This is a genomic window from Pseudomonas brassicacearum subsp. neoaurantiaca (assembly GCF_013608025.1).
Taxonomy (GTDB): domain Bacteria; phylum Pseudomonadota; class Gammaproteobacteria; order Pseudomonadales; family Pseudomonadaceae; genus Aquipseudomonas.
Genome location: NZ_VDLV01000055.1, coordinates 151,254 through 176,204, shown reverse-complemented (window position 1 = coordinate 176,204; position 24,951 = coordinate 151,254). Strand labels below are relative to the sequence as shown.

The 24,951-nt window shown below is 63.1% G+C and carries 22 protein-coding genes; 19 read left to right on the top strand and 3 right to left on the bottom strand.

What is annotated here, in order from left to right:
* The first annotated feature begins 12 nt into the window (after positions 1-12).
* The 9 genes from tssC to FHK92_RS24820 all read left to right on the top strand — a co-directional run bounded on the left by tssC (position 13) and on the right by FHK92_RS24820 (position 11,208).
* Positions 13-1,494, top strand: a complete 1,482-nt coding sequence (gene tssC / locus FHK92_RS24860; RefSeq protein ID WP_181290449.1) for a type VI secretion system contractile sheath large subunit — start codon at positions 13-15, stop codon at positions 1,492-1,494.
* A 235-nt stretch (positions 1,495-1,729) separates the two neighbouring features.
* Positions 1,730-2,227 (top strand): Hcp family type VI secretion system effector, encoded by a 498-nt coding sequence (locus FHK92_RS24855; RefSeq protein WP_181290448.1) that lies wholly within the window; start codon positions 1,730-1,732, stop codon positions 2,225-2,227.
* Between the two features lie 12 nt (positions 2,228-2,239).
* Positions 2,240-2,683: a type VI secretion system baseplate subunit TssE gene (tssE, locus tag FHK92_RS24850; protein WP_181290447.1), complete on the top strand. Its 444-nt coding sequence runs from the start codon at positions 2,240-2,242 to the stop codon at positions 2,681-2,683.
* The gene (gene tssF / locus FHK92_RS24845) at positions 2,667-4,457 is read left to right on the top strand and encodes a type VI secretion system baseplate subunit TssF (protein WP_181290446.1); all 1,791 of its coding nucleotides are present in this window, start codon (positions 2,667-2,669) and stop codon (positions 4,455-4,457) included. The genes tssE and tssF overlap by 17 nt, the downstream gene beginning before the upstream one ends.
* Complete coding sequence (tssG, locus tag FHK92_RS24840; RefSeq protein WP_181290445.1) at positions 4,421-5,446, top strand: type VI secretion system baseplate subunit TssG; 1,026 nt, start codon at positions 4,421-4,423, stop codon at positions 5,444-5,446. Before tssF ends, tssG begins: the two co-directional genes overlap by 37 nt.
* 1 nt (position 5,447) lies before the next feature.
* Positions 5,448-7,991, top strand: a complete 2,544-nt coding sequence (tssH, locus tag FHK92_RS24835; protein ID WP_181290444.1) for a type VI secretion system ATPase TssH — start codon at positions 5,448-5,450, stop codon at positions 7,989-7,991.
* Positions 7,992-8,065: 74 nt separating this feature from the next.
* The gene (locus FHK92_RS24830; protein ID WP_181290443.1) at positions 8,066-8,632 is read left to right on the top strand and encodes a hypothetical protein; all 567 of its coding nucleotides are present in this window, start codon (positions 8,066-8,068) and stop codon (positions 8,630-8,632) included.
* Between the two features lie 11 nt (positions 8,633-8,643).
* Positions 8,644-10,653, top strand: a complete 2,010-nt coding sequence (gene tssI, locus FHK92_RS24825) for a type VI secretion system tip protein TssI/VgrG (protein WP_181290442.1) — start codon at positions 8,644-8,646, stop codon at positions 10,651-10,653.
* A 12-nt stretch (positions 10,654-10,665) separates the two neighbouring features.
* Entirely contained in the window at positions 10,666-11,208 is a 543-nt protein-coding gene (locus FHK92_RS24820; protein ID WP_181290441.1) for a toxin-antitoxin system YwqK family antitoxin, read from the top strand.
* A gap of 147 nt (positions 11,209-11,355) precedes the next feature.
* Here FHK92_RS24820 and FHK92_RS24815 read toward each other — a convergent pair whose 3' ends face one another.
* On the bottom strand, positions 11,356-11,751 hold the full coding sequence (locus FHK92_RS24815; RefSeq protein WP_109755997.1) for a DUF4280 domain-containing protein: 396 nt from the start codon (positions 11,749-11,751) through the stop codon (positions 11,356-11,358).
* A gap of 197 nt (positions 11,752-11,948) precedes the next feature.
* On the opposite strand from FHK92_RS24815, the gene FHK92_RS24810 reads away from it, so the two are divergent.
* The 3 genes from FHK92_RS24810 to FHK92_RS24800 all read left to right on the top strand — a co-directional run bounded on the left by FHK92_RS24810 (position 11,949) and on the right by FHK92_RS24800 (position 15,128).
* Positions 11,949-13,016, top strand: a complete 1,068-nt coding sequence (locus tag FHK92_RS24810; RefSeq protein WP_181290440.1) for a phosphotransferase family protein — start codon at positions 11,949-11,951, stop codon at positions 13,014-13,016.
* 24 nt (positions 13,017-13,040) lie between these two features.
* Positions 13,041-13,808 (top strand): SDR family oxidoreductase, encoded by a 768-nt coding sequence (locus FHK92_RS24805; protein ID WP_181290439.1) that lies wholly within the window; start codon positions 13,041-13,043, stop codon positions 13,806-13,808.
* A 210-nt stretch (positions 13,809-14,018) separates the two neighbouring features.
* Positions 14,019-15,128 (top strand): Gfo/Idh/MocA family protein, encoded by a 1,110-nt coding sequence (locus FHK92_RS24800; RefSeq protein WP_181290438.1) that lies wholly within the window; start codon positions 14,019-14,021, stop codon positions 15,126-15,128.
* A 153-nt stretch (positions 15,129-15,281) separates the two neighbouring features.
* Here FHK92_RS24800 and FHK92_RS24795 read toward each other — a convergent pair whose 3' ends face one another.
* Positions 15,282-16,712 carry an FAD/NAD(P)-binding protein gene (locus FHK92_RS24795; RefSeq protein WP_181290437.1) on the bottom strand — a complete coding sequence of 477 codons (1,431 nt, stop codon included), beginning with the start codon at positions 16,710-16,712 and terminating at the stop codon, positions 15,282-15,284.
* Positions 16,713-16,863: 151 nt separating this feature from the next.
* Positions 16,864-17,427 (bottom strand): helix-turn-helix domain-containing protein, encoded by a 564-nt coding sequence (locus FHK92_RS24790; RefSeq protein ID WP_181290436.1) that lies wholly within the window; start codon positions 17,425-17,427, stop codon positions 16,864-16,866.
* Here FHK92_RS24790 and FHK92_RS24785 point away from each other — a divergent pair.
* The 7 genes from FHK92_RS24785 to FHK92_RS24755 all read left to right on the top strand — a co-directional run bounded on the left by FHK92_RS24785 (position 17,422) and on the right by FHK92_RS24755 (position 24,844).
* Complete coding sequence (locus FHK92_RS24785; protein WP_181290435.1) at positions 17,422-18,444, top strand: DMT family transporter; 1,023 nt, start codon at positions 17,422-17,424, stop codon at positions 18,442-18,444. The two genes, FHK92_RS24790 and FHK92_RS24785, sit on opposite strands and share 6 nt — an antisense overlap.
* Before the next feature lie 330 nt (positions 18,445-18,774).
* Positions 18,775-21,699: a monovalent cation/H+ antiporter subunit A gene (locus tag FHK92_RS24780; RefSeq protein ID WP_181290434.1), complete on the top strand. Its 2,925-nt coding sequence runs from the start codon at positions 18,775-18,777 to the stop codon at positions 21,697-21,699.
* Positions 21,699-22,043: a Na+/H+ antiporter subunit C gene (locus FHK92_RS24775; RefSeq protein ID WP_030141296.1), complete on the top strand. Its 345-nt coding sequence runs from the start codon at positions 21,699-21,701 to the stop codon at positions 22,041-22,043. The genes FHK92_RS24780 and FHK92_RS24775 overlap by 1 nt, the downstream gene beginning before the upstream one ends.
* Entirely contained in the window at positions 22,040-23,725 is a 1,686-nt protein-coding gene (locus tag FHK92_RS24770) for a monovalent cation/H+ antiporter subunit D (RefSeq protein ID WP_181290433.1), read from the top strand. Before FHK92_RS24775 ends, FHK92_RS24770 begins: the two co-directional genes overlap by 4 nt.
* Entirely contained in the window at positions 23,722-24,210 is a 489-nt protein-coding gene (locus tag FHK92_RS24765) for a Na+/H+ antiporter subunit E (protein WP_181290432.1), read from the top strand. Before FHK92_RS24770 ends, FHK92_RS24765 begins: the two co-directional genes overlap by 4 nt.
* Positions 24,207-24,485 carry a K+/H+ antiporter subunit F gene (locus FHK92_RS24760; protein WP_030141293.1) on the top strand — a complete coding sequence of 93 codons (279 nt, stop codon included), beginning with the start codon at positions 24,207-24,209 and terminating at the stop codon, positions 24,483-24,485. Before FHK92_RS24765 ends, FHK92_RS24760 begins: the two co-directional genes overlap by 4 nt.
* Positions 24,482-24,844: a Na+/H+ antiporter subunit G gene (locus FHK92_RS24755; protein WP_181290431.1), complete on the top strand. Its 363-nt coding sequence runs from the start codon at positions 24,482-24,484 to the stop codon at positions 24,842-24,844. The genes FHK92_RS24760 and FHK92_RS24755 overlap by 4 nt, the downstream gene beginning before the upstream one ends.
* The last annotated feature ends 107 nt before the right edge of the window (positions 24,845-24,951 follow it).

Sequence of the window (24,951 nt, the reverse complement as noted above, 5' to 3'; positions counted from 1 at the left end):
GGAGATAAAGCCATGCCTGCTTCATCCAGCGCTCAAACCAGCGAGAGCACGACCCAGACCCTGTCCCTGCTGGACAAGATCATCGCCGAAGGCCGCATGGCCCACGACGACAGCCAGCAAGACTACGCCCGCGACATGCTGGCGGAGTTCGCCACCCAGGTCCTCGACGAAGGCATGGCCATCGACAAGGACACCGTGGCCATGATCAACGACCGCATCAGCCAGATCGACGAACTGATCAGCGCCCAGCTCAACGAAGTCCTGCATCATCCCGACCTGCAAAAACTCGAGGCCTCCTGGCGCGGCCTGCACCTGCTGGTGCAGAACACCGAAACCAGTACCCGGCTCAAGTTGCGCCTGCTCAACGTCACCCAGAAAGAGCTGCAGAACGACCTGGAGAAAGCCGTCGAATTCGACCAGAGCGCGTTGTTCAAGAAAATCTACGAGGAAGAATACGGCACCTTCGGCGGGCACCCGTTCAGCCTGCTGGTGGGTGACTACACCTTTGGCCGGCATCCTCAGGACATCGGCCTGCTGGAAAAACTCTCGAACGTCGCCGCCGCCGCGCACGCGCCGTTCATCGCCGCCGCCAGCCCGCGGCTGTTCGACATGACCAGCTTCACCGAACTGGCGATCCCCCGGGACCTGTCGAAAATTTTCGAAAGCCAGGAGCTGATCAAGTGGCGCGCCTTCCGCGAAAGCGAAGACTCGCGTTATGTGTCCCTGGTGCTGCCGCAGTTCCTGCTGCGCCTGCCGTACGGCCCGGACACGCTGCCGGTGGAAGGCATCAATTACGTCGAGGATGTCAACGGCACCGACCACAGCAAATACCTGTGGGGTAATGCCGCCTGGGCACTGTCGCAACGCATCACCGAGGCCTTTGCCAAATACGGTTGGTGCGCGGCGATTCGCGGGGCCGAGGGCGGTGGTGCGGTCGAAGGCCTGCCGGCCCATACCTTCCGCACCAGCTCCGGGGACCTGTCGCTCAAGTGCCCGACCGAGGTGGCGATCACCGACCGTCGCGAGAAAGAACTCAACGACCTGGGCTTCATCGCGTTGTGCCACAAGAAAAACAGCGACGTGGCGGTGTTCTTCGGTGGCCAGACCACCAACAAGGCCAAGGTCTACAACACCAACGAGGCCAACGCCAACGCGCGGATCTCGGCGATGTTGCCGTACGTGCTGGCGGCGTCACGTTTCGCCCACTACCTGAAGGTGATCATGCGCGACAAGGTCGGCAGTTTCATGACCCGCGACAACGTGCAGACCTACCTCAACAACTGGATCGCCGACTACGTGCTGATCAACGACAACGCGCCGCAGGAGATCAAGGCGCAATACCCGTTGCGCGAGGCCCGGGTGGACGTGACGGAAGTGGCGGGCAAGCCAGGCGCCTACAAGGCCACTGTGTTCCTGCGGCCGCACTTCCAATTGGAGGAACTGACCGCCTCGATCCGCCTGGTGGCGACGTTGCCGCCACCGGTGGCTGCCTGACCACGGCGTGGCTGTTTGGTTAAAGAGCTTTTTGTGGCGAGGGAGCTTGCTCCCGCTGGACTGCGTAGCAGTCCCAAAAGAGAGGGGCCGCTGCGCGACCCAGCGGGAGCAAGCTCCCTCGCCACAAGAGCTCCGTTGCCACATAAAGTCTCCAGCCACAGCAAGGGTATTGGCCACAGGTTAATTCATCGGTATCGGGCACTGCCTCATTCGTCTTCTTCAGGAGTTCCAAACAATGGACGCAATCATTCTCGACCTCGGCGGCGACATCAAGGGCGACAGCCTGCTGGAGGGTTTCACGGACAAGATCGAAGTCATGTCCTACAGCCACAACGTGGCGATGCAGGTCACCAACGACGTCAGCAACTCGGAGCGCACCTCCGGTCGCCCGCACATCGGCGAATTCACCCTGACCAAATTCATCGACAGTTCCACCCCTTCGCTGAACGAGTATTGCTGCGCCGGCAAGCCGATCCCGCAAGCCGTCGTCACCATCGGCCGCAACGCCGCCGAAGGCAGCGGCCAGATCATGCCATTCATCGTCTACACCCTGACCAGCGTCGTACTGTCGAATGTCAGTGTCAGCGGCGGTACTGGTGGCAAACCGGTGGAAACCCTGTCGCTCAATTTCACCAAGATCAAATGGGAGCTCACCGCGCAGAAAGACGACGGCACCAAGGAAGGCACGGCCGGCACGACCTGGGATTTGGCCGCCAACAAAATGACCAAATAGGGACGCCGCGCCATGGCTGGCTTCGGGTTGCGCCCGCCCCTGTTTGAACGTTTGGCAAGCCCGGCGGACGATGCCGGGCGGGTGTTCGATCGACAGGCATTGCAGGACTCGGTACATGCCGAACTGTCACGCCTGTTCAATACCCGGCGCGGCCCTAGGGCGCTGACCGAACCACCGAGCATCCTGGACTACGGCATCGCCGACTGGACCGCGCTGCAACAGCAGCGCAGCGATGACCGCCGCCAACTGACCCGGGAAATTCGCCAGGCCATCACCCACTTCGAACCGCGCCTGCGGCTGGGCGAGGTAGAAGTCTGCCCGGTGCCGGGCCATCCGCAGCAACTGTGCATACGGCTGTCGGGCGAACTGCGTGGCGACCCGCACCCATGGCCCGTGGCGTTTGTAATCGAGCACGCCGGCGACGGCCTTGAGGTGCGCCATGAGCGACTCGATTGACCCGCAACTGTTGGATTACTACCAACGCGAATTGACTTGGCTGCGCCATGCCGGAAGCCTTTTCGCCGGGCGTTACCCCAAGGTTGCCCGGCGCCTGGAACTGTCCCCCGGTGAATGTCCCGATCCCCACGTCGAACGATTATTGGAAGGCTTCGCACTGCTGGCCGCGCGCTTGCAGCGCCGGCTGGATGACGACTACGCCGAATTCAGTGATGCCCTGCTCGAACAACTTTACCCGTTGGCCATGCGGCCCTTGCCGTCGTGCGCCATCGTGCAGTTCGAGCCCGATCCGAGCAAAGGCAACTTGAACGCGGGCTATCCCCTGCCCCGCGACACACCGTTGTTCGTCACCACGGACAAGGGCCAGAGCATTCATTTCAGGACCACGGCCGCCGTGCATTTATGGCCACTGCAAGTGAGCGAAGCGTTGCTACTGGGCAGTGACGAGGCCCAGGCGTTGACCGGAGTGGTCCAGGCCCGCTCGGCCTTGCGCCTGGAGCTGCGCTGCCTGGGAAAAAGCCAATGGTCGACCCTGGGCATCGACTCGCTGCGGGTACACCTGGCGGCGTCACCGATGATCAACGCCGGGCTGTACGATTTGCTTGGCGCTCACGCCATCAAGGTCCTGGCTGGCGCGCCGGGCAGCGTGCCGGAACCGTTGGCGGGTTTGCCACGCATCGTCGGTTTCGCCAGCGACCAAGCCTTGCTGCCGGACGAGGACGGCGTGCATCCAGGCATGCGCCTGTTGGCGGAGTATTTCGCCTTTCCGGACAAATTCGGCTTTTTCGACCTGCCGCTGGCCGGCGCCCACAGCGACAACGCTTCTTTATACCTGTACATCGCATTCGACCGGGCGCCAACCAGCCGCTTGCCGCTCCAGGCCAGCGACATCGCCCTGGGTTGCGCGCCGGTGATCAATCTGTTCCCTCGGACCTCCGAGCCGCTGCGCCCGGACGGCACCCGCAGCGAATATCGGCTGGTGGCCGACAGTCACCGCGAAAACAGCGTCGAGATCCACAGCATCCGAGGCATGCGCGCCATGACCGGCCAAGGAGTGCGCAAAGTGCCGGCCTATTACGGCAGCCAACATGGCAGCGACGAGCCCTGTTATTGGCATGCGCGACGGGTCAGCGGCATGAGCCCGAACCGACTGGGCACCGACGTGATGGTCAGCCTGGTGGACACCCGCTTCGACCCACTGGCCGAATCCCGGGATTACAGCCTCACCGCCGAACTGCTGTGCACCAACCGCCACCTGGCCCAGAGCCTGCCGGCCGGCACGCCATTGGGTTTCGAACGCCCGGGACCGGTGGCCTGGGCGCGCCTGCGCAATCCTCCCAGCCCGCAGAGCCTGCCGCGCCTGGACGGTGAGTCGCGCTGGCGACTGGTGTCGCAACTGACCCTCAATCATCTGTCACTGGTGGAAGGTCCCCAGGCGCTGGACGCACTGCGCGAGATTCTCGAATTGCACAACCTGCGGGACGAGGCCAGCGTGCGCCGCCAGATCGAAGGCGTATCCGGACTGACCTGTGAGCGGGTCATCGCCCATGTTGGCGAGGATGCCTGGCGCGGCTGGCGCAATGGCCTGGAGGTGCGCATGCAACTGGATCCGCATCACTTCGTCGGCAGCAGCGCCGTGCTGTTCTCCGGCGTGCTGGCGCAATTCTTGTCTTTGTATGCCACCGCCAATCGATTTGTGCGCACCGTGCTGGTCCAGTCCGACAAGGAGGTGAAGACATGGCAACCCCAAGCCGGCAAACCCCTCGCGCTCTGAACCTGGGCGAGCGACTGCGGCGCGACCCGCAACGCTTCGAATGGCTCCAGGCCCTGTTGCTGCTCGAACGCGAACATCCCCAGGCCGAGCCCCTGGGCAGCGGCACCGCGCCACAGGCCGAGGCCGTGCGTCTACGTGGACCGCTGACGCCACTGTTTGCCGCCAGTGAGGTCGAAAGCCTGGGCCAGGAACCCGGCCTGCCGCCGACCCTGACCACGCCAATCTTTGGCCTCGGCGGGCCCGACGGCCCGCTGCCTTACGCCTACCAGGAATGGCTGCAACAACGGGCGCGGGCGAAGGATCATGCCCCGGCGGAATTCCTCGACCTGTTCCAGCACCGCCTGCTCAGCCTGCTGTACAAGGTGATGCGCAAGCATCGCATCGCCCTCGGTTTCACTCCCCCTGGCGCGTCCGCTGTACACGCACAATTGCGCGCATTGACCGGCCTGCTGCCCAAGGCCTTGCAGGAACGCCAGGCCGCCCCCGACTCGGCGGTGCTGGCCTGCACTGCGCTGTATGCCGATGGCCGCCGTTCCCTGGCCGGTTTCGCGGCGATCGTCCGCGAACAGTTCGGCTTGCCCGTCGAGCTGAACGCCTATGAAGGTGGCTGGCGTGAAATCCCGCCCGCCAGCCGCAGTCGCTTGCAGCCGGGCGGACGCAACCTGCGCCTGGGTCGCGACGCAGTTGCCGGCACTCGGGTCTGGGACGAACACGCCGGCGTGCGCCTGACGCTGGGGCCGTTGAGCACGACCCAGGCCAACGATCTGCTGCCCACCGGCGAAGTCCATCCGCTACTCGCCAGCCTTTATGCGCTGTATTTCGGCCCGGACCTGGATTGCACATTGGTCCTGCTGGTTCGTGGCGCCGGCCCGTTGCAGTTGAGTCGCCAGACCGCGCCACGGCTGAATTGGAACGGTGGCCTGCAACGCCAGCCGAGCCTGGCCGTGCAACGCATCGAAACCCGCCTTCGCCAGCCGGAGATCGCCTGAAATGGAACTGGCCAGCCTGATCGGACGCCTCAATCCGGACAACCGCCGAGCCTTGGAACGGGCCGCGCAACGCTGCCTGCAACGCAGCCACCACTACGTCGAAATCGAACACCTGCTATTGGAACTGCTGGACATAGAGGGCGGTGACTTCGCCTGCCTGCTGCCGCGTTTCGGCCTGGAACGTGACGCGGTGGCAACGGAAACCAACAAGGCCCTGGACCTGTTCAAATCCGGCAGCACCCGCACGCCCGCCCTGTCGGCACAAACCATCGGCCTGCTGGAGGACGCCGTGGTCCAGGCCAGCGTGTTGGGCCTGGACAGCATCCGCTCGGGGCTGTTGTTGCTGGCGTTGTTGGACCGTGACGAACGTCGCAGCCTGTTGCTCAACAGCGCCTCGTCACTGCTGCGCATTCCCCGCGATGCCCTGCGCGCTCATCTGTTGGAATGGACCGAAAGCTCCCGCGAGCATGTCGGCGGCGTGCGCCCGGCCAAACCCGGCGAAGCACCACAGAAACAGGACCCGGTGCTGGACCAGTACACCCAGGACCTGACCGCCGATGCCCGGGCCGGCCGCATCGACCCTATCGTCGGCCGTGACGGCGAGATCCGCCAGTGCATCGATATCCTGCTCCGACGCCGGCAGAACAACCCGATCCTGGTGGGCGCGCCAGGTGTCGGCAAGACCGCCGTGGTGGAAGGCCTGGCCCTGCGCATCGCCGCCGGGGATGTGCCGCCGTCCTTGCAGGAAGTCACCCTGCGCGTGCTTGACCTGGGCCTGTTGCAGGCCGGCGCGGGGGTCAAGGGCGAGTTTGAGCAACGCCTCAAGGGCGTGATCGACGCGGTACGCAGCGCGGAAAAACCGATCATCCTGTTCATCGACGAAGCCCATACGTTGATCGGCGCCGGTGGTGCGGAAGGCGGCAGCGACGCGGCCAACCTGCTCAAGCCAGCCCTGGCCCGGGGCGAATTGCGCACCCTGGCCGCCACCACTTGGCTGGAGTACAAGAAATACTTCGAGAAAGACCCGGCCCTGGCTCGGCGCTTCCAGTTGGTGCAGGTCGAGGAGCCGGACGAGCTCACCGCCGTGGAAATGCTTCGCGGGGTGGCGAGCAAACTGGAGCAGCACCACGGCGTACAAGTGTTGGACGCGGCCATCCACGAGGCGGTGAAGCTGTCCCACCGCTACATCTCCGGGCGACAGTTGCCGGACAAAGCCATCAGCGTGCTCGACACCGCCTGCGCCCGGGTCGCCCTCGGCCAGCACGACGTACCGCCGCCGCTGGAAAGCCTGCGCCATCGGCAGAACAGCCTCAATGATGAAGTCGAACGCCTGCGTCGCGAACAGGCAACCGGCCTGGATCATCGCGAGCGCATCACCCTGCTCGAAAGCGAATCGAGCAGCAACGTGCAGGCCATCCGCGAACTGGAAACCCGCTGGGGCGAAGAGCGCGAAGCCGTGCGCGAATTGCTCGACACCCGCCGCGAACTGCTCGCCTTGAGCGAACGCGCCGACAGCGAAAAAGCCGACACCGAGATCGATAACCGCATCGATCACCTGGCCGCCGAACTGCTGCGCCTGGAAGCCGGCCTCGATGCCATTCGCCAGGACGATCCGCTGGTGCCCGAACAGGTGGACAGCAAGACCGTCGCCGCGGTGATCGCCGGTTGGACTGGCATCCCGGTTGGCAAGATGCTCGCCGATGAAGCCCACGCCGTGCGCACCCTCGGCCAACGCATGGGCCAGCGAGTCATGGGCCAGGGCACCGCGCTGAATACCATCGCCCAACGCCTGCAAGCCTACCGCGCCGGTCTCACCGACCCGCAGAAACCGGTCGGCGTGTTTTTGTTGGTGGGCCCCACGGGCGTGGGCAAGACCGAAACCGCCTACGCCTTGGCCGACGCCTTGTACGGCGGCGAACGCAACCTGATCAGCATCAACCTCTCGGAATACCAGGAAGCGCACACCGTCAGTCAACTCAAAGGCGCCCCGCCCGGCTACGTCGGTTACGGCAGCGGCGGCGTGCTCACCGAAGCGGTGCGGCGCAAACCCTATTCGGTGGTGCTGTTGGATGAAATCGAAAAGGCCCACCCGGACGTGCTCGAAGCCTTCTACAACGTCTTCGACAAAGGCCTGATGGAAGACGGCACCGGCCTGGTGGTGGACTTCAAGAACACGGTGATGCTCGCCACCAGCAATGTCGGCGCCGAACTGCTGCTGGACACGCCGGTGGCGCAACTGGGCACCGATGCCTTCAACGAAGCCTTGCACAAGGTGTTGCTGCAAGCGTTCCGCCCGGCGTTCCTGGCGCGCATGACGGTGGTGGCGTACCGGCCGCTGGATGAAGCGACGCTGGAAGGGATCGTGTTGGCGAAGTTGGAGAAATTGCGCGGGCGCTATAAGGCAGCGACTGGCAAGCAATTCGAATTCGATGCGGGAATCGTCAAGGCCGTGCTAGCCAAGTGCAGCGCGGCCGGGGCACGGGATGTCGAGAATGTGTTGATGACGCAGGTGACGGGGAAGTTGGCGGAGTGGGTGTTGGAATGACTTGCCCTGGGCCTCGGCGGTGAAGTGTCACTCTTCACCGTATATTTATTCATGACCAATGGAAGGACGGTGCCATGCTGAAGGCAAGACTTGAACTGGAAAAACGTCATCTTCGCCCCACCTTTGCCAATACTCACGCGGGCATCGTCAACTTTGCACTGAGCCTTGATGTAGATCGAGACCTGCTGGCGCTGGTCGACGGCAACACCCATCGTGCCTACTACCTGCCGTGGGATATGGATTCGGGACTTTATGTAGACCTGCCGACGACCCCGACGGGCAACGACCCTCTGCTGTTCCTCACCGCGAACCTGACAGGATGTTGTGTGGGGATCCAGAACTTTGGCGGGTTCATCAGGGTTCGTCACTACAACCTGTACACCACGGGCAATCAGAATCCGATCTTTTCCCAGGATGACCTTTTCCGCTATGGCACAAACGTTTCCTGGCTGCTGCCGTCGGACAAATACAATGTTCCTGCCATCCAACGGGCGGTCCCGTATACCCATGGAGGGCCATGGGCCGAAGCTGTCCTGTGGGGTGAGTATGTCGCCACCTATTGGCCGTTCACTTCGAAATGGCACTTCTACTACCAGAATGGAAACGCCAATAAAGTTATCCATGAATTGAATTACCAGTAGCGGGCCATTCAATGTCCCGCGCCACCGACAGCAACACCACCCTCTCCCTAACCGCCACCTCGCTGTCGGCGCTGTACCCTGACTCACTGTCCGGCGAAGAACGCCTCAACGCCTTGGGCTCGCACACCCTCAACGGTATCAACGACGGCGCCTCCCTGGACCTCACCACGGCCGTCGCCAGTCACGTAACCACCACGCTGCACAAGGACGCCTTGCTGCGCCCGCAGGATTGGTTGGTGGCCGAGATCCGCCAACTGCCGGCCGACGCCACCGCCGAGCGCTATCAACTTCTGCTCCGGCCATGGCTTTGGTGGCTGAGCCTGGCCAGCAACAACCGCGTGTTCCAGAACCTCGCCACGTCGGACATCGTCACCACGATTTTCAACGCCCATGGCTTCAGCGATTTTCAACTCAAGCTCAGCGGCAGCTACATCCCGCGCGAATACTGTGTGCAATACGGCGAAACCGACCTGGCCTTCGTGTCGCGCCTGCTGGAGGAGGATGGGATTTTCTGGTTCTTCAGCCATGAAGACGGCAAGCACACCCTGGTCCTGGCCGACAGCAACGACGCCTTCGCGCCCATCCCCAATGGGCCAACGGTGAATTATCTCGGGCAGAAACTCGGGGAACGCGAGCTGCACGGCATCCGTTCCGGACAGGTGTGCCTGCAAGCGGTGGCCGGGGTCTACCAGGCCACTGATTATGAATTCACCACGCCGACAACATCGCTTTTCAGCCAGGCTGAAGCCGTGGCCGGGCCGAGTTCGATGTACGAGCATCCGGGCGGCTACACCGCCAAGGCCCAGGGCGACGCGTTGACCAAACAGCGGGTGGACGGCCTGCGCAGCCAAGAGAAACGCTTCGTCGGCGAAAGCGATTGTCGCTGGCTGGTGCCGGGCTATTGGTTCACCCTCGCCGGTCATGAAGACACGACGCTGAATATCGATTGGGTAGTAACGTCGGTCAGCCATGAGGCCAGCCACGACAGCTACCGCAATCGCTTCGAAGCGATCCCCAAGGCCACGGTTTATCGACCGGCCCGCATCACGCCCAAACCACGCATGCACACCCAGACGGCGCTGGTGGTGGGCAAGGCCGGCGAAGAAATCTGGACCGATGAATACGGCCGGATCAAGTTGCAGTTCCCCTGGGACCGCACCGGCAAGAACGACGAGACCTCCTCCTGCTGGGTGCGCGTGGTCTTGCCCTGGAGCGGCAAGGGCTTTGGCATGCAGTTCGTGCCGCGCATCGGCCAGGAAGTCATCGTCACCTTCATCGACGGCGACCCGGATCGGCCCTTGGTCACCGGTTGCGTCTACAACGGCGACAACGCCCTGCCTTATGCGCTGCCAGCGAACCAGACCCAGTCCGGGATCAAGACCAACTCGTCCAAGGGCGGCGGCGGTTTCAACGAGTTGCGCTTCGAAGACAAGAAAGATGCCGAAGAGGTGTTTCTCCAGGCTCAGAAAGACTTCAACATCAACGTGCTCAACGACACCACCGCCATGGTCGGCCACGACGAAACACTCACGGTGCAGAACGCCCGAACTCGCACGGTGAAGGACGGCGACGAAACCGTCACCCTGGAGAAAGGCAAGCGCAGCGTGACCATCCAGACCGGCAGCGACAGCCTCGACGTGAAGGACACCCGCACCGTGACCGTGGGCTCGGACCAGACCCACAGCACTGGCGGCAACTACGATCACAAGGTCACCGGCAATTACAGCCTGACGGTAGACGGTAACCTGACCATCAAGGTCAGCGGCACCCTTACCCTGCAAAGCGGCGACAGCTTCACAGTCAAGAGCGGTACGGACCTGGCCGTCCAGGCCAGCACGTCCATCAGCCAGAAAGCCGGCACGGCCCTGAGCAATCAGGCGGGGACATCCTTGGAAAACAAGGCTGGCACCACCCTGACCAACGACGCCGGCATCAGCCTGGTGAACAAGGCCGCCGCCGAACAGACCGTTGACGGTGGCGGCATGCTGACCATCAAGGGCGGCCTGGTGAAGGTCAACTGAGGGAGCGCGGCCATGGCCTCGAAGAAACTGGACGTGGAACGTGACGACAGCCAACTGAAGGGGCAACTGATCGATGGCAAGCTCGACGGTCCGTTGCAGATTGAAGAAGCACAGCGCCCGCAAGCGACACTCAACTACAGCCAGGGTGAACTGGAAGGCACCAGCACGTTGTATCACCCCAATGGCAAGGTCTCGGCGGTGTTGCCGTTCGTGAAGGGCAAACTGCACGGCGTGGCGAGCTTCCATGCGGCCGAGGGCGGCTTGCAACGCCAGGCTACGTACCGCCGCGGGCTATTGCACGGTGAGGCAAACAACTATTTCCCCGATGGGCAACTGGCCGAAGCCGAGTTCTATCGCGACGGCGTGCGTGACGGTCATTATCGACGCCTGCACCCCAACGGCAGCCCGGCAGTCGAAGCCCGCTACCTCAACGGCCAACTGCTGGAACCGGCCCAGGCCTATGCCGAAGACGGCCGGCCATTGGATGCCGGGGGCAAGCCGATCTCCCGGGTGCGCTGGTGGTTCAGGCGCTGGAATGATCCGGCGCAGGCGTGACATCAATCCCCCAATCACCTCAGTGCATGTGGGAGCGAGCTCGCTCGCGATGACGATCTCATAGTCAATATCATCGCCAACTGCCCCACCGCTATCGCGAGCAAGCTCGCTCCCACCGGGTCCGTGCAGTGGCGACAAAATTGCCAATCAAGGAATCAACATCTGCACCTGCCCTGGCACGACGATCTTGATCACCCCGGCCCAGGTACACATCAACGTGCTGTTGGCATCGATGGCCGGCATGTTGCCGAGCAACAGGGTCGGTGCGCCGCCGGGGATCCACGGGGTCGCGGTGGCCGGAATGCATGGCATGGGCGTCAGCACGCCCAACGCCGCCGCGGTGGCCGCGGCCACCGTCGGATTCGCCAGGCTCTGGCACATGCCAAACGTGGTGATGTTCACCAAGGGAATATGATCCATGATATTGGCCGCCGGCATCCCGCCGGTCAGCAGGCGATTGACCGGCAGCACATTGAGCACCGCCGGCGCCACGCCGAAGCTGCATTGCAGGGTCGCGGTGCCACAGACTTGCGGACATCCCATCGCGGTTGCTCCTTGGAGGCGACAGTCTCCAAACCTTAGCTCGCAAGCGCCCGCTGCGCACGGACGCCATGCATCAAGGCCGCTGATTATCCTGCAACACGCTAACCTATAAGACCCCGGCGTGCTTGTGACGCCTTCCACGCGCCATTAGATTAGCCAATGATTGATGGCCTCCAAAATAAGCAGAAGGGATAAGCATGGCAGTGACTGATCAGTCCACCCGCGTGCGCGACGGTGAAGAACTCGATGCCAACCTGATCGACCCGTACCTCAAGGCCCACATTCCTGGCTTGACCGGCACGCCGGTGATCAGCCAGTTTCCCGGTGGCGCGTCGAACCTGACGTACCTGCTGGAATATCCCGAGCAGGAGTTCGTCCTGCGGCGTCCGCCGTTCGGCCACAAGGCCAAGTCGGCCCACGACATGGGCCGTGAGTTCCGGATCCTCAATCAGTTGCGCGAAGGTTTTCCGTACTGCCCGAAAGCCTACGTGCACTGCACCGACGAGTCGGTGATGGGTGCCGAGTTCTACGTGATGGAACGGGTCAAGGGCATCATCCTGCGCGCCGAGCTGCCACCGGAACTGGGCTTCGACGCCGCCCGCACCGAAGCACTGTGCAAGAGCTTCATCGACCGGCTCGTCGAGCTGCACCGCGTCGACTACAACGCTTGCGGCCTGGCCGACCTGGGCAAACCCGAAGGCTACGTGGCGCGGCAGATCCGTGGCTGGAGCGAGCGCTACCAAAAAGCCCTGACCCCGGATGCGCCCAAGTGGGAGACGGTCAAGGCCTGGCTCAACGACAAGATGCCTGCCGACCATCCAACGTCGAGCATCGTCCACAACGACTACCGCTTCGACAACGTGATCCTCGACCCGGACAACCCGATGCAGATCATCGGGGTACTGGATTGGGAGCTGACCACTCTCGGCGACCCTTTGATGGACTTGGGCAACAGCCTCGCCTACTGGATCGAGGCCGGCGATCCGGCACCGGTGCAATTGATGCGCCGTCAGCCAAGCCACGCGCCAGGCATGCTGACTCGCCGCGAATTCGTCGATTACTACGCCGAGCGCGCCGGAATCCGCATCGACAACTTCGACTTCTACTACACCTACGGGCTGTTCCGCCTGGCCGGGATCGTCCAGCAGATCTACTACCGCTTCTTCCATGGCCAGACCCAGGACAAACGCTTCGCGCAGTTCGTTCAGATGAACAAACTGCTGGAGCAGATGAGCCTGCAGGTCATCAGCAAATCCACACTCTGAGCGCACCTATAACAAGGAAACAGCATGTCCAAGACCCAGTTGTTCGACCTCGACGGTAAAATCGCTTTCGTTTCCGGCGCCAGCCGTGGCATCGGCGAAGCCATCGCCAAACTGCTGGCCCAGCAAGGCGCCCATGTGATCGTTTCGAGCCGCAAGCTCGACGGTTGCCAGCACGTTGCCGATGCGATCATCGCCGCTGGCGGCAAGGCCACCGCCATTGCCTGCCACATTGGCGAAATGGAGCAGATCAGCCAAGTGTTCGCCGGCATCCGCGAGCAGTTCGGGCGCCTGGACATCCTGGTGAACAACGCCGCCACCAACCCGCAATTCTGCAATGTGCTGGACACCGATCTGGGTGCGTTCCAGAAAACCGTCGACGTGAACATCCGCGGCTACTTCTTCATGTCGGTGGAAGCCGGCAAGCTGATGCGTGACAACGGCGGCGGCAGCATCATCAACGTAGCGTCGATCAACGGCATCTCGCCGGGGATCTTCCAGGGCATCTACTCGGTGACCAAGGCCGCGGTGATCAACATGACGAAGGTCTTCGCCAAGGAGTGCGCGCAGTTCGGCATCCGTTGCAACGCCCTGTTGCCGGGCCTGACCGACACCAAGTTCGCCTCTGCGCTGGTGAAGAACGACGCCATCCTGAAGACCGCCCTGGCGCAGATCCCCCTCAAGCGCGTGGCCGACCCGAGCGAAATGGCCGGCGCGGTGCTGTACCTGGCGAGCGATGCGTCGAGCTACACCACGGGTGTGGCGTTGAATGTGGATGGTGGGTTCCTTTCCTGAGGTTATTTCCCTTGTGGGAGCGAGCCTGCTCGCGAAGGCGTCAGGTCAGTCGATCTCAATGTTGACTGAACTATCGTCTTCGCGAGCAGGCTCGCTCCCACAGGAATCTGCATCGACAACGAAATGAATATTTATTCCGATATTTGCATTTAGCGAATATTTATTCCATAAAGAGCCCTTCTGAAAATAAAAACTCAAAGGGCTCTTCTCATGCGTGAACTCGGCATCGGTCTGATTGGCACCGGCTTCATGGGCCGTGCCCATGCCTTGGCGTTCCACAATGCCAAGGCGGTGTTCGACCTTCCCCTGAACCTGACATTGGCCGCCCTGGCCGACGCCGATCCGCAGCGTGCCCGCCAGTGCGCCCGGAGCTGGGGATTCGAAACGGCCCACAGCGACTGGCAACGGCTGATCGATGACCCAAAGGTTCATCTGGTCGCCATCACCACCCCCAACCACCTGCATTTCCCGATGGCCATGGCCGCGCTGGCGGCGGGCAAACCGGTGTATTGCGAAAAGCCCCTTGCGGTGTCCCTGGAACAGGCCGAGCAGATGCGCCAGGCAGCCAAGGCTGCTGGCGTGGTGACACGGGTCGGTTACAACTACCAGCACAACCCGATCATCCAGCTCGCCCGGGAAATGATCCAACGCGGCGAGTTGGGGCGGATCATCAGTTTCCAGGGCGAATTCAGCGAAGATTTCATGGCCGACCCAACCTCGCCGTGGTCATGGCGTTGCGAAGCCGAGCATGCCGGTGGCGCGCTGGCAGACCTGGGCAGCCATTTGCTGGCGATGGCTCGGCATTTGTTGGGTGATGTCGAGGCCGTGTGTGCTGACAGCCAGACCGTGCACAGCCAACGCCCGGCCAGCCTCGGCAATACCGAACAACGTGCGATCGCGGTGGATGATCAAGTCCACGCACTGTTGCGCTTCGCCAACGGCGCCCGGGGCACGGTGAGCAGCAGTTGGCTCAAGCATGGTTACAAGAATCACCTGAGTTTCGAGATCAGCGGCACCCTCGGCACGCTGGCGTTCGATCAGGAACGGCTGAACGAACTGCGCGTCTGCCGCGCCGGCCAGCCGGGTTTCCAGCGTTTGCTGGCCGGCCCGGACTTACCCGGCTATGCCGCCTTCAGCCCAGCCGCTGGGCACCAGTTGGGGTACAACGAATTGAAGACGTTGGAGGTGCAGGAATTGATCATGGCGCTGGCAGGCGAAGGTGGCAGCGGGACGGATTTCGAAGAAGCCTGGGAAGTGGAGCGACTGGCGGCGGCGATTCGCGTGGCGGCGCGGGAGGAGCGTTGGGTACAAGTGCGGTAGCAATGCAACTCGCTTCTGTGGCGAGGGAGCTTGCTCCCGCTGGGTTGCGCAGCAACCCCAGAGAATTGGGAGGTAGTTGACCTGACACACCGAGGTGAATGGTTTTGGGGCTACTTCGTAGCCCAGCGGGAGCAAGCTCCCTCGCCACGGTGCTCAGTTTTGAGCTTTTAGTTCAGCCAACCGCCCCGCCAGCGCCTTGGCCTGGCTCGCCACATCAGTCACCGCCGTGCTCTCCCACCACATCCCCCGAAGTGGCGGGCCCATGGCGAACAGGCGCTCGGCGGGGTTGCCTTGGGCGTCCAACACCGCGCCATCTGCACGCGCGGCGATGCCCAGTGCCAAGGGGCCGGGCTGGACCAAACCTCGTGCCAACAACTGCTGCGGCAACGGTCGCGCAACCCGGCGCCAGTCGTATTCGATACCACTGGAGTTGATCAACGCAGCGCCCGCCACCACCTCCAGTCCAGCCTCGCCCCGTCGGCGAATGTTGATTGCCACTGATCCCTCGCCAGCCGATACCAGCCCCTTGTACGACGCCGCCTGAATTCGCAACCGCCCTTCCCCATGCAGACGCGCCACCAGTTCCCCGCTCAACGGCGGCGAGCGATGGTGATGGCTTTCCCACCACGGCCGCACATGCCGCACGAACTGTCGGCGCTGCACGTCGCTGGCCTGGTTCCACAAACGCCCGATGTGTGCGCGCACCGTATCCAGCGGCGCCTGCCAATCGATCCCCTGGGCCTGGGCTTTACGGCATTGCTCGCGCAGCGCACGCATCAACTGGCGGGGCGAACGCAAGTTGTGGTCTTCAGCGAGAAAATCCACCCAGGCGGGTGGCTGGCGGCGCACATGAGGCAGCAGGCCATGGCGGGAAAACACTTCGATCGGCCCACGGTGCCCGGCCTGTTCCAAAGACACCACGGCATCGACCATGGTCAGCCCCGAGCCGATGATCAGCACCGTGGACTGCGGATCGAGCTGGCGCATCGCGGCCACGTCCCAAGGATCCAGCGCCGCGGCATTCAAGCCGCTCGATTCAGTCTGCGGGGTCCGCGCTGCTGGGAACATGCCGGTGGCCAGCACCGCAAAACGGCCATGCAAGACCTGGCCGTCGCCCAGCGTCACCACCACGCCACCGTCGGCAAGCCGCAGGTCCACGGCTTCCCCACGCACATGCTCGGCGGTCGAACCGTGTTGTGCGCCCAACTCGCGCGCTTCGGCAAGGCGTTGCTGCGCGTAAAGGCCGAATATCCCGCGAGGCGGGAACAACTCACTAATGGGCACGTGTTGCTGATCCGACTCGGGCCAGCCGCCGGCCTCGATGAATGCGGTGAGCCATTGGGTCAAATCGTCGGCGTTATCCGGATCGACACTCATGCGCGCCGCGTTGCCGTTCAAGGTGTGGCCCAGCTCCACCGCGCTGTAGGCCTCGCCCCGGCCCAACTCGCTGCGCGGCTCGACAATCAACACCTCGCGCCGGCCCGGCAGGCGCAGCAGCTGCGCCGCGAGCATGGCACCGCTCAGGCCACCGCCGATGATCAGGACATCGGCGGAACGGGAAATCGAGGTTGGCACGTCAGTCATCGAACGCTTCCGTCATGAAAACAGCGGTTATCGTTCACGGCCCAAGGCCCTGACGGGGCGCCGAAGCAACGGAACGACGAGACGCTACCTTACTGCCATCGCCTGATGCTCCGGAAGCGTTCTTTGGTAGCACTCGCGATGCAATGGAAGTTCAGATCACCACATTGCGCACAAACCGCGCCGCCACCAAATCATTGTTGCGATAGGCATGGGGCTGGTTGCTGGCAAACATGAAAAATTCACCGGCCTCGATTCGACGCTCCTCGCTGCCCAGCAGTAGCGTCAGGCAACCTTCGAAGACATAAAGCTGCTCGCTCCAGCCGTCCGCGTCGGGCTCCGAGACATAATGCTCGCCGGGCTCCAGGCGCCATTCCCAAAGTTCCACTTCGCGATTGGCGGTGGCCTTGGCCAACAATACGGCTTTGCTGCCTGGAATCACGCCGGCCCAGGCCAGCTCATTGATACGGCTCGGGTCGCGGGCATCGGGAGCCTGGATCAAATCGCTGAAAGCCACATCCAACGCTTCGGCGACACGGTCCAGGGTGGTCAGGCTGACATTTTTTTCGCCGGCTTCGATGGCAACCAGCATCCGTCGACTGACTCCGGACAGTTCCGCGAGCGCGGTCTGGCTGAGCTGCGCGGCATGCCTCAGACGTCGGACGTTCTGGCTGACGTGTTGCAGGACTGATGCCCGCTGGCTGTTTTCTTTGTGCACTATATTGCTCATCTGCCGGGGTTGCGCATTATACTGCCCAACTTCGGGCGCATTGTGCGTCCGCCTCAGGTAGCGCGCAAGGTCATGGCATCGTTGAACTCCCCACAAGCGTCCTCCCGTTTCCCAAAGTTCAGCAAGGCCGAGTGCGTGCTGGTACTCATCACGATGATCTGGGGCGGAACATTCCTGTTGGTGCAGCACGCCATGACCGTCAGCGGACCGATGTTCTTCGTAGGCTTGCGCTTCGCCGCGGCGGCCGCGTTTGTCGCATTGTTCTCCTGGCGGCACTTGCGGGACCTGACGCTGTTCGAGCTCAAGGCCGGCTGCTTCATCGGCGTGGCAATCATGCTCGGCTATGGCCTGCAAACCGTCGGCCTGCAAACCATTCCCAGCAGCCAGTCAGCGTTCATCACCGCGCTCTATGTACCGTTCGTGCCTTTGCTGCAATGGCTGGTGCTGGGCCGACGGCCCGGACTGATGCCAAGCATCGGCATCATGCTGGCGTTCACCGGGCTCATGTTGTTGTGGGGCCCGGCCGGTGCGTCGCTCAACTTCAGCTCCGGTGAAATCGCCACGCTGATCAGCGCCATCGCGATCGCCGCCGAAATCATCCTGATCAGTACCTACGCCGGCCAGGTCGACGTACGCCGGGTGACGGTCGTGCAACTGGCCAGCACGGCGGTGTTGGCCTTCCTGATGGTGGTGCCAACCCAGGAAGTGATCCCGAGCTTCTCCTGGCTGCTGCTGGTCAGCGCCGTGGGCCTGGGCGCCGCCAGCGCAGCGATCCAGGTGGCGATGAACTGGGCACAGAGAAGCGTCTCGCCAACCCGCGCCACGCTGATCTATGCCGGCGAACCGGTGTGGGCCGGCATCGCCGGGCGCCTGGCTGGCGAGCGGCTGCCGGCGATAGCACTGGTGGGCGCCGGGTTGATCGTGGCGGCGGTGATTGTCAGTGAGTTGAAGACGCGAAACAAAGGTGTTGTAGAGGCGGATGAGGGGCTTGAGCGGGAGCGGTGAAGCCTCGTAACTCTTACCGGTCACAAGCGAGTGATGCCGGTCAACCAGCGAAATATCGGCGAGCAAAGACTCCTGTGGCGAGGGGATTTATCCCCGCTGGTCTGCGCAGCAGACCCAAAGCAGGCGACTCCATTGAGCTGATACACCACGTCGGCAGGTTTCGGGGCCGCTACGCGACCCAGCGGGGATAAATCCCCTCGCCACAGGTGATATGTAGAACGCAAAGTCAGAAAACTCCACCTACCTTGTAGGATTCTGCGACATCCTCGCGGTTGGTGATCGGGAATACGCCACGTATGATCCCGGACAACCTTTGCCGAATAGAAACCTATGTCACTGATAGTTCTATTGCTTTTACCCTTTATCGGCAGCTTTGTCGCAGCGCTGTTGCCGCATAACGCGCGTAACGCCGAATCACTGCTGGCCGGCCTCGTGGCCCTGGTCGGCACGGTACAGGTGGCTTTGTGGTACCCGCAGATCGCCGACGGCGGCGTGATTCGTGAACACTATGATTGGCTGCCCAGCCTGGGCCTGAACTTCGTGCTACGCCTGGACGGTTTCGCCTGGCTGTTTTCGCTGTTGGTACTGGGCATCGGCACGCTGGTGTCGTTGTACGCCCGCTATTACATGTCGCCGGACGATCCGGTTCCGCGTTTCTTTGCGTTTTTCCTGGCGTTCATGGGCGCCATGCTCGGCCTGGTGATTTCCGGCAACCTGATCCAGATAGTGTTTTTCTGGGAACTGACCAGCCTGTTTTCGTTCTTGCTGATCGGCTATTGGCATCACCGCGCCGACGCCCGACGCGGTGCCTATATGGCGTTGATGGTGACCGGCGCCGGCGGGCTGTGCCTGTTGGCCGGGGTGATGTTGCTCGGCCATGTGGTGGGCAGCTATGAGTTGGACAAGGTCCTGGCCGCCGGCGACCTGATTCGGAACCACGCCCTCTACCCCATCCTGCTACCGCTGATCCTGATCGGCGCACTGAGCAAAAGCGCTCAATTTCCCTTTCATTTCTGGCTGCCCCACGCCATGGCCGCGCCCACGCCCGTGTCGGCGTATCTGCACTCGGCGACCATGGTCAAGGCCGGGGTGTTCTTGCTGGCGCGGTTATGGCCGTCGCTGTCGGGCAGTGAAGAATGGTTCTACATCGTCGGCGGCGCCGGGGCCTGTACGTTGCTGCTCGGCGCTTACTGCGCGATGTTCCAGAACGACCTCAAGGGCCTCCTCGCCTACTCGACCATCAGCCACCTCGGGCTGATCACCTTGCTGCTCGGTCTGAACAGTCCGCTGGCGGCGGTGGCGGCGGTGTTTCATATCCTCAACCACGCCACGTTCAAGGCCTCGCTGTTCATGGCCGCCGGCATCATCGACCACGAAAGTGGCACCCGGGACATCCGCAAGCTCAGCGGCCTGGTGCGGCTGATCCCGTTCACCGCCACCCTGGCGATGGTTGCCAGCGCGGCCATGGCCGGGGTGCCGCTGCTCAATGGCTTCCTGTCCAAGGAAATGTTCTTCGCCGAGACCGTGTTCATTTCCGCCACGGCCTGGGTCGAGCTGGCGCTGCCAATCATCGCCACCATTGCCGGCACGTTCAGCGTCGCCTATTCCCTGCGCTTCACCGTGGATGTGTTCTTCGGTCCGACCGCCACCGACCTGCCGCTGACGCCTCACGAACCGCCACGCTGGATGCGCGCGCCGGTGGAACTGCTGGTGTTCACCTGCCTGTTGGTGGGCATCTTCCCTGCCCAGGTGGTGGGCTCGTTGCTGGCCGCCGCCGCACTGCCGGTGGTGGGCGGCCCGCTGCCCGAGCACAGCCTGGCGATTTGGCATGGCCTGAACGCACCGATGATCATGAGCCTGGTGGCGATGTCCGGGGGCATCGTCCTGTACTTGCTGCTGCGCAAACAATTCAAGCAAGGGCACATCAAGCGTCCGCCGTTGATCGGCCGTCTCAGCGGCAAGCGGCTGTTCGAGCGTTGCCTGGTGCTGATGATGCGCCAGGGTCGGCGGCTGGAACGCAAGATCAGCACGCGGCGCCTGCAAGCCCAGTTGTTCTGGCTGGTATTGGCGGCGGTATTGGCCGGGCTGATTCCGATGCTGCACAGCACGCTGGTCTGGGGCGACCGGCCGAAGATCCCCGGCTCCGTGGTGTTCGTCGTCCTGTGGGTGCTCGCCATTGGATGCGCCTTGGGTGCCGCTTGGCAGGCCAAGTATCACCGTCTCGCGGCACTGACGATGGTCAGTGTCTGCGGCCTGATGACCTGCGTGACGTTCGTGTGGTTCTCGGCCCCGGATCTGGCATTGACTCAGTTGGTGGTGGAAGTGGTCACCACGGTACTGATCCTCTTGGGCCTGCGCTGGCTGCCGCGGCGAATCGAAGACGTCTCCCCCCTGCCCAACAGCGAACGCCGGGCACGCGTCCGGCGCCTGCGGGATTTGCTGCTGTGCGTCGCGGTGGGTGGCGGCATGGCGCTGTTGTCCTACGCGATGCTGACACGCCAGACACCCAACGACATTTCATCGTTCTACCTGAGCCGGGCCCTGCCCGAAGGCGGCGGCAGCAACGTGGTCAATGTCATGCTGGTGGACTTCCGTGGCTTCGACACCCTCGGGGAAATCACCGTGCTGGTGGCGGTGGCCCTGGCGGTGTTCGCCTTGCTGCGGCGTTTCCGACCGCCCAAGGAAAGCATCCAACTCCCGGCGCAACAACGCCTGCTCGCGCCCGACGTGGTCACCGACTTGGTCAACCCGCGCCACGCCAGCGACACCGCGCTGGGTTTCATGATGGTGCCGTCGGTGCTGGTGCGCCTGTTGTTGCCGATTGCCCTGGTGGTGTCGTTCTACCTGTTCATGCGCGGCCACAACCAACCGGGTGGCGGCTTCGTCGCCGGCCTGGTGATGTCGGTGGCGTTCATTCTGCAATACATGGTCGCCGGCACCCAATGGGTCGAGGCGCAGATGAGCCTGCGACCGCTGCGCTGGATGGGCACCGGGTTGTTGTTCGCCACCGCCACGGGCCTGGGGGCGATGGCGGTGGGTTATCCATTCCTGACCACTCACACCTGGCATTTCGAGTCACCGCTGCTGGGTGATATCCATGTCGCGAGTGCGCTGTTCTTCGATATCGGCGTCTATGCCGTCGTGGTCGGTTCGACCCTGTTGATTCTCACCGCCCTGGCCCACCAGTCGGTGCGCGCCCATAAACCGGGCCTGCATGCCAGACCCGTCGCCCCTCTCAAAGGAGCCAACGCCTGATGGAAGAAGTCATCGCGATTGCAATCGGCGTGCTGGCCGCCTCCGGTGTCTGGCTGGTGCTGCGCCCACGGACATTCCAAGTGGTGATGGGCCTGTGCCTGCTGTCCTACGGCGTCAACCTGTTCATTTTCAGCATGGGCAGCCTGTTTATCGGCAAGGAGCCGATCATCAAGGACGGCGTACCGCAGAACCTGTTGCACTACACCGATCCACTGCCCCAGGCGCTGGTGCTGACCGCCATCGTGATCAGCTTCGCCATGACCGCGCTGTTCCTGGTGGTCCTGCTCGCTTCCCGGGGCCTGACCGGCACCGACCATGTGGACGGCCGGGAGCCCAGGGAATGACGTTGACGCCTCACTTGATCGCCGCGCCCATCCTGCTGCCGCTGCTGACCGCCGCGTTGATGCTGCTGCTCGGCGAGAAACATCGACCGCTCAAGGCGCGGATCAATCTGTTCTCCACCCTGCTGGGCCTGGGCATCGCCGTGCTGTTGCTGGCCTGGACCCAGGACCAGCCCTTGCCCGCTTCCATCGGCGTCTACCTGCCGGGGAACTGGCAAGCCCCGTTCGGCATCGTGCTAGTGGTCGATCGCCTGTCGGCCCTGATGCTGGTGCTGACCGGCATCATCGGCGCCTGCGCCTTGCTGTTCGCCATGGCCCGCTGGGACCGGGCCGGGGCGAGTTTTCACGCGCTGTTCCAGATTCAATTGATGGGCCTGTACGGGGCGTTCCTGACGGCGGACCTGTTCAACCTGTTCGTGTTCTTCGAGGTGCTGCTGGCGGCGTCCTATGGCCTGATGCTGCACGGCTCGGGCCGGGCGCGGGTGTCGTCTGGGCTGCATTACATCTCCATCAATCTGCTGGCTTCGTCGCTGTTCCTGATTGGCGCGGCCCTGATCTACGGCGTCACCGGCACGTTGAACATGGCTGACCTGGCGCTGAAAATCCCGCTGGTGCCGGAAGCCGACCGAGGCCTGTTGCACGCCGGCGCGGCGATCCTGGCCGTGGCGTTCCTGGCCAAGGCCGGCATGTGGCCGCTGAATTTCTGGCTGGTGCCGGCCTACAGCGCGGCCAGTGCACCGGTGGCGGCGCTGTTCGCGATCATGACCAAGGTCGGTGTCTACACGATCCTGCGCCTGTGGACCTTGCTGTTCTCCGGGCAGGCCGGCGCCTCGGCGTACTTTGGTGCAGACTGGCTGGTCTACGGCGGCATGGCGACGATCACCTGCGCGGCGATTGCGATTCTCGCGGCCCAGCGCCTGGAACGCATGGCCAGCCTGAGCATCCTGGTCTCGGCCGGCATCCTCTTGTCAGCCATCGGCTTCGCCCAGCCCAACCTGGTCGGCGCGGCGTTGTTCTATCTGGTGAGCTCGACCCTGGCGTTATGCGCAATGTTCTTGCTGGCCGAATTGATCGAGCGCTCGCGCTCGGCCAACGAACTGCCTTTGGAGGATGACCTCGATAGCCTGCCGCGACCACTGGAGTCGCTGCAGCCACCCAAGGGCAGCAACCTCGACGACGAGCAGAAAGCCGTGGTCGGCCAGGTGATTCCCTGGACCGTGGCGTTCCTGGGCCTGAGCTTCATTGCCTGTGCATTGCTGATTATCGGCATGCCGCCGCTGTCGGGGTTCATCGGCAAACTGGGCCTGCTCAGTGCGCTGCTCAACCCCGAAGGGCTTGGGGCGAGCGGTGATGTGCCAGTGTCGAATCAGGCGTGGGGCCTGTTGGCGCTGTTGATTCTGTCCGGGCTTGCATCGCTGATCGCCTTCTCGCGCTTGGGCATCCAGCGCTTCTGGACGCCGCAAGAGCGACCTTCGCCGCTGCTGCGACCTTTCGAATGCGTACCGATCATTGCGCTGCTGGGCCTGGGCATCGTGTTGAGTTTCAAGGCCGAGCCGTTGCTGCGCTACAGCCAATCCGCCGCCGATGCGTTGAACACGCCGGAACATTACGTGATGGCGGTGCTGGCTACCCGTGCCGCCCCCAGCCCGCAGGCCAGCACGGAACTGCAGGCGGTGCAGCCATGAAGCGCCTGTTTCCCGCACCTTGGCTGTCCCTCGCATTGTGGTTGCTCTGGCTGTTATTGAACCTGTCCCTCAGCGCCGGCCATCTGTTGCTGGGCGCGGCACTGGGTTTTCTCGCGCCGTTGATGATGCGCCCGCTGCGGCCGCGCCCCATCCGTATCCGTCGGCCGTGGGTCATGCTGCGGCTGTTCCTGTTGGTGGGCCGCGACGTAGTGACTTCCAACCTGGCGGTTGCCTGGGGCGTAGTCAACGCCGGACGCCACCCGCCTCGCTCGCGATTCATCAAGGTGCCGCTGGACCTGCACGATGCCAACGGCCTGGCGGCGCTCGCGATGATCGCCACGGTGATTCCCGGGACGGTCTGGTCGGAGTTGGCGCTCGATCGCAGCCTGCTGCTGATGCATGTGTTCGATCTGGAGGACGAGGCAGCGTTCATCGCGCACTTCAAGGCCACCTACGAGCGCCCGTTGATGGAGATTTTCGAATGAGCCCGCTGCTGTCCAACGCGATCCTGCTGAGCCTGTTCCTGTTCTCGCTGACCATGGTCCTGACCCTGGTGCGCCTGTTCAAGGGCCCTTCGGCACAGGACCGGGTCCTGGCCCTGGATTACCTGTACATCATCGCAATGCTGATGATGCTGGTACTGGGGATTCGTTATGCCAGCGATACCTATTTCGAGGCGGCGTTGCTGATTGCCCTGTTCGGCTTCGTCGGTTCCTTCGCGCTGGCCAAGTTCCTGTTGCGTGGCGAGGTGATCGAATGACCGGCGAATTATCGTTATGGGTACAGATTCCGGTGGCGATCCTGCTGGTGTCCGGCAGCCTGTTCGCCCTGGTCGGTGCCATCGGACTGGTGCGCTTGAAGGATTATTTCCAGCGCATGCACCCGCCTGCCCTGGCTTCGACATTGGGTGCCTGGTGCGTGGCGCTGGCCTCGATCATCTACTTTTCGGCACTCAAGTCCGGGCCGGTGCTGCACGCCTGGCTGATACCGATCCTGCTGTCCATCACCGTGCCGGTGACGACCTTGCTGCTGGCCCGGGCGGCGTTGTTTCGCAAGCGCATGGCCGGGGATGATGTGCCGGCGGAAATAAGCAGCCCCAGGACCGGGAGCGATGGCTAAGAAAGCTTGAGTCAAGCACCGTTGTGGCGAGGGGATTTATCCCCGCTGGGCTGCGCAGCAGCCCCAAAAAGCCAGAACACAAATCAGCCTGACACACCGAGGTGAAA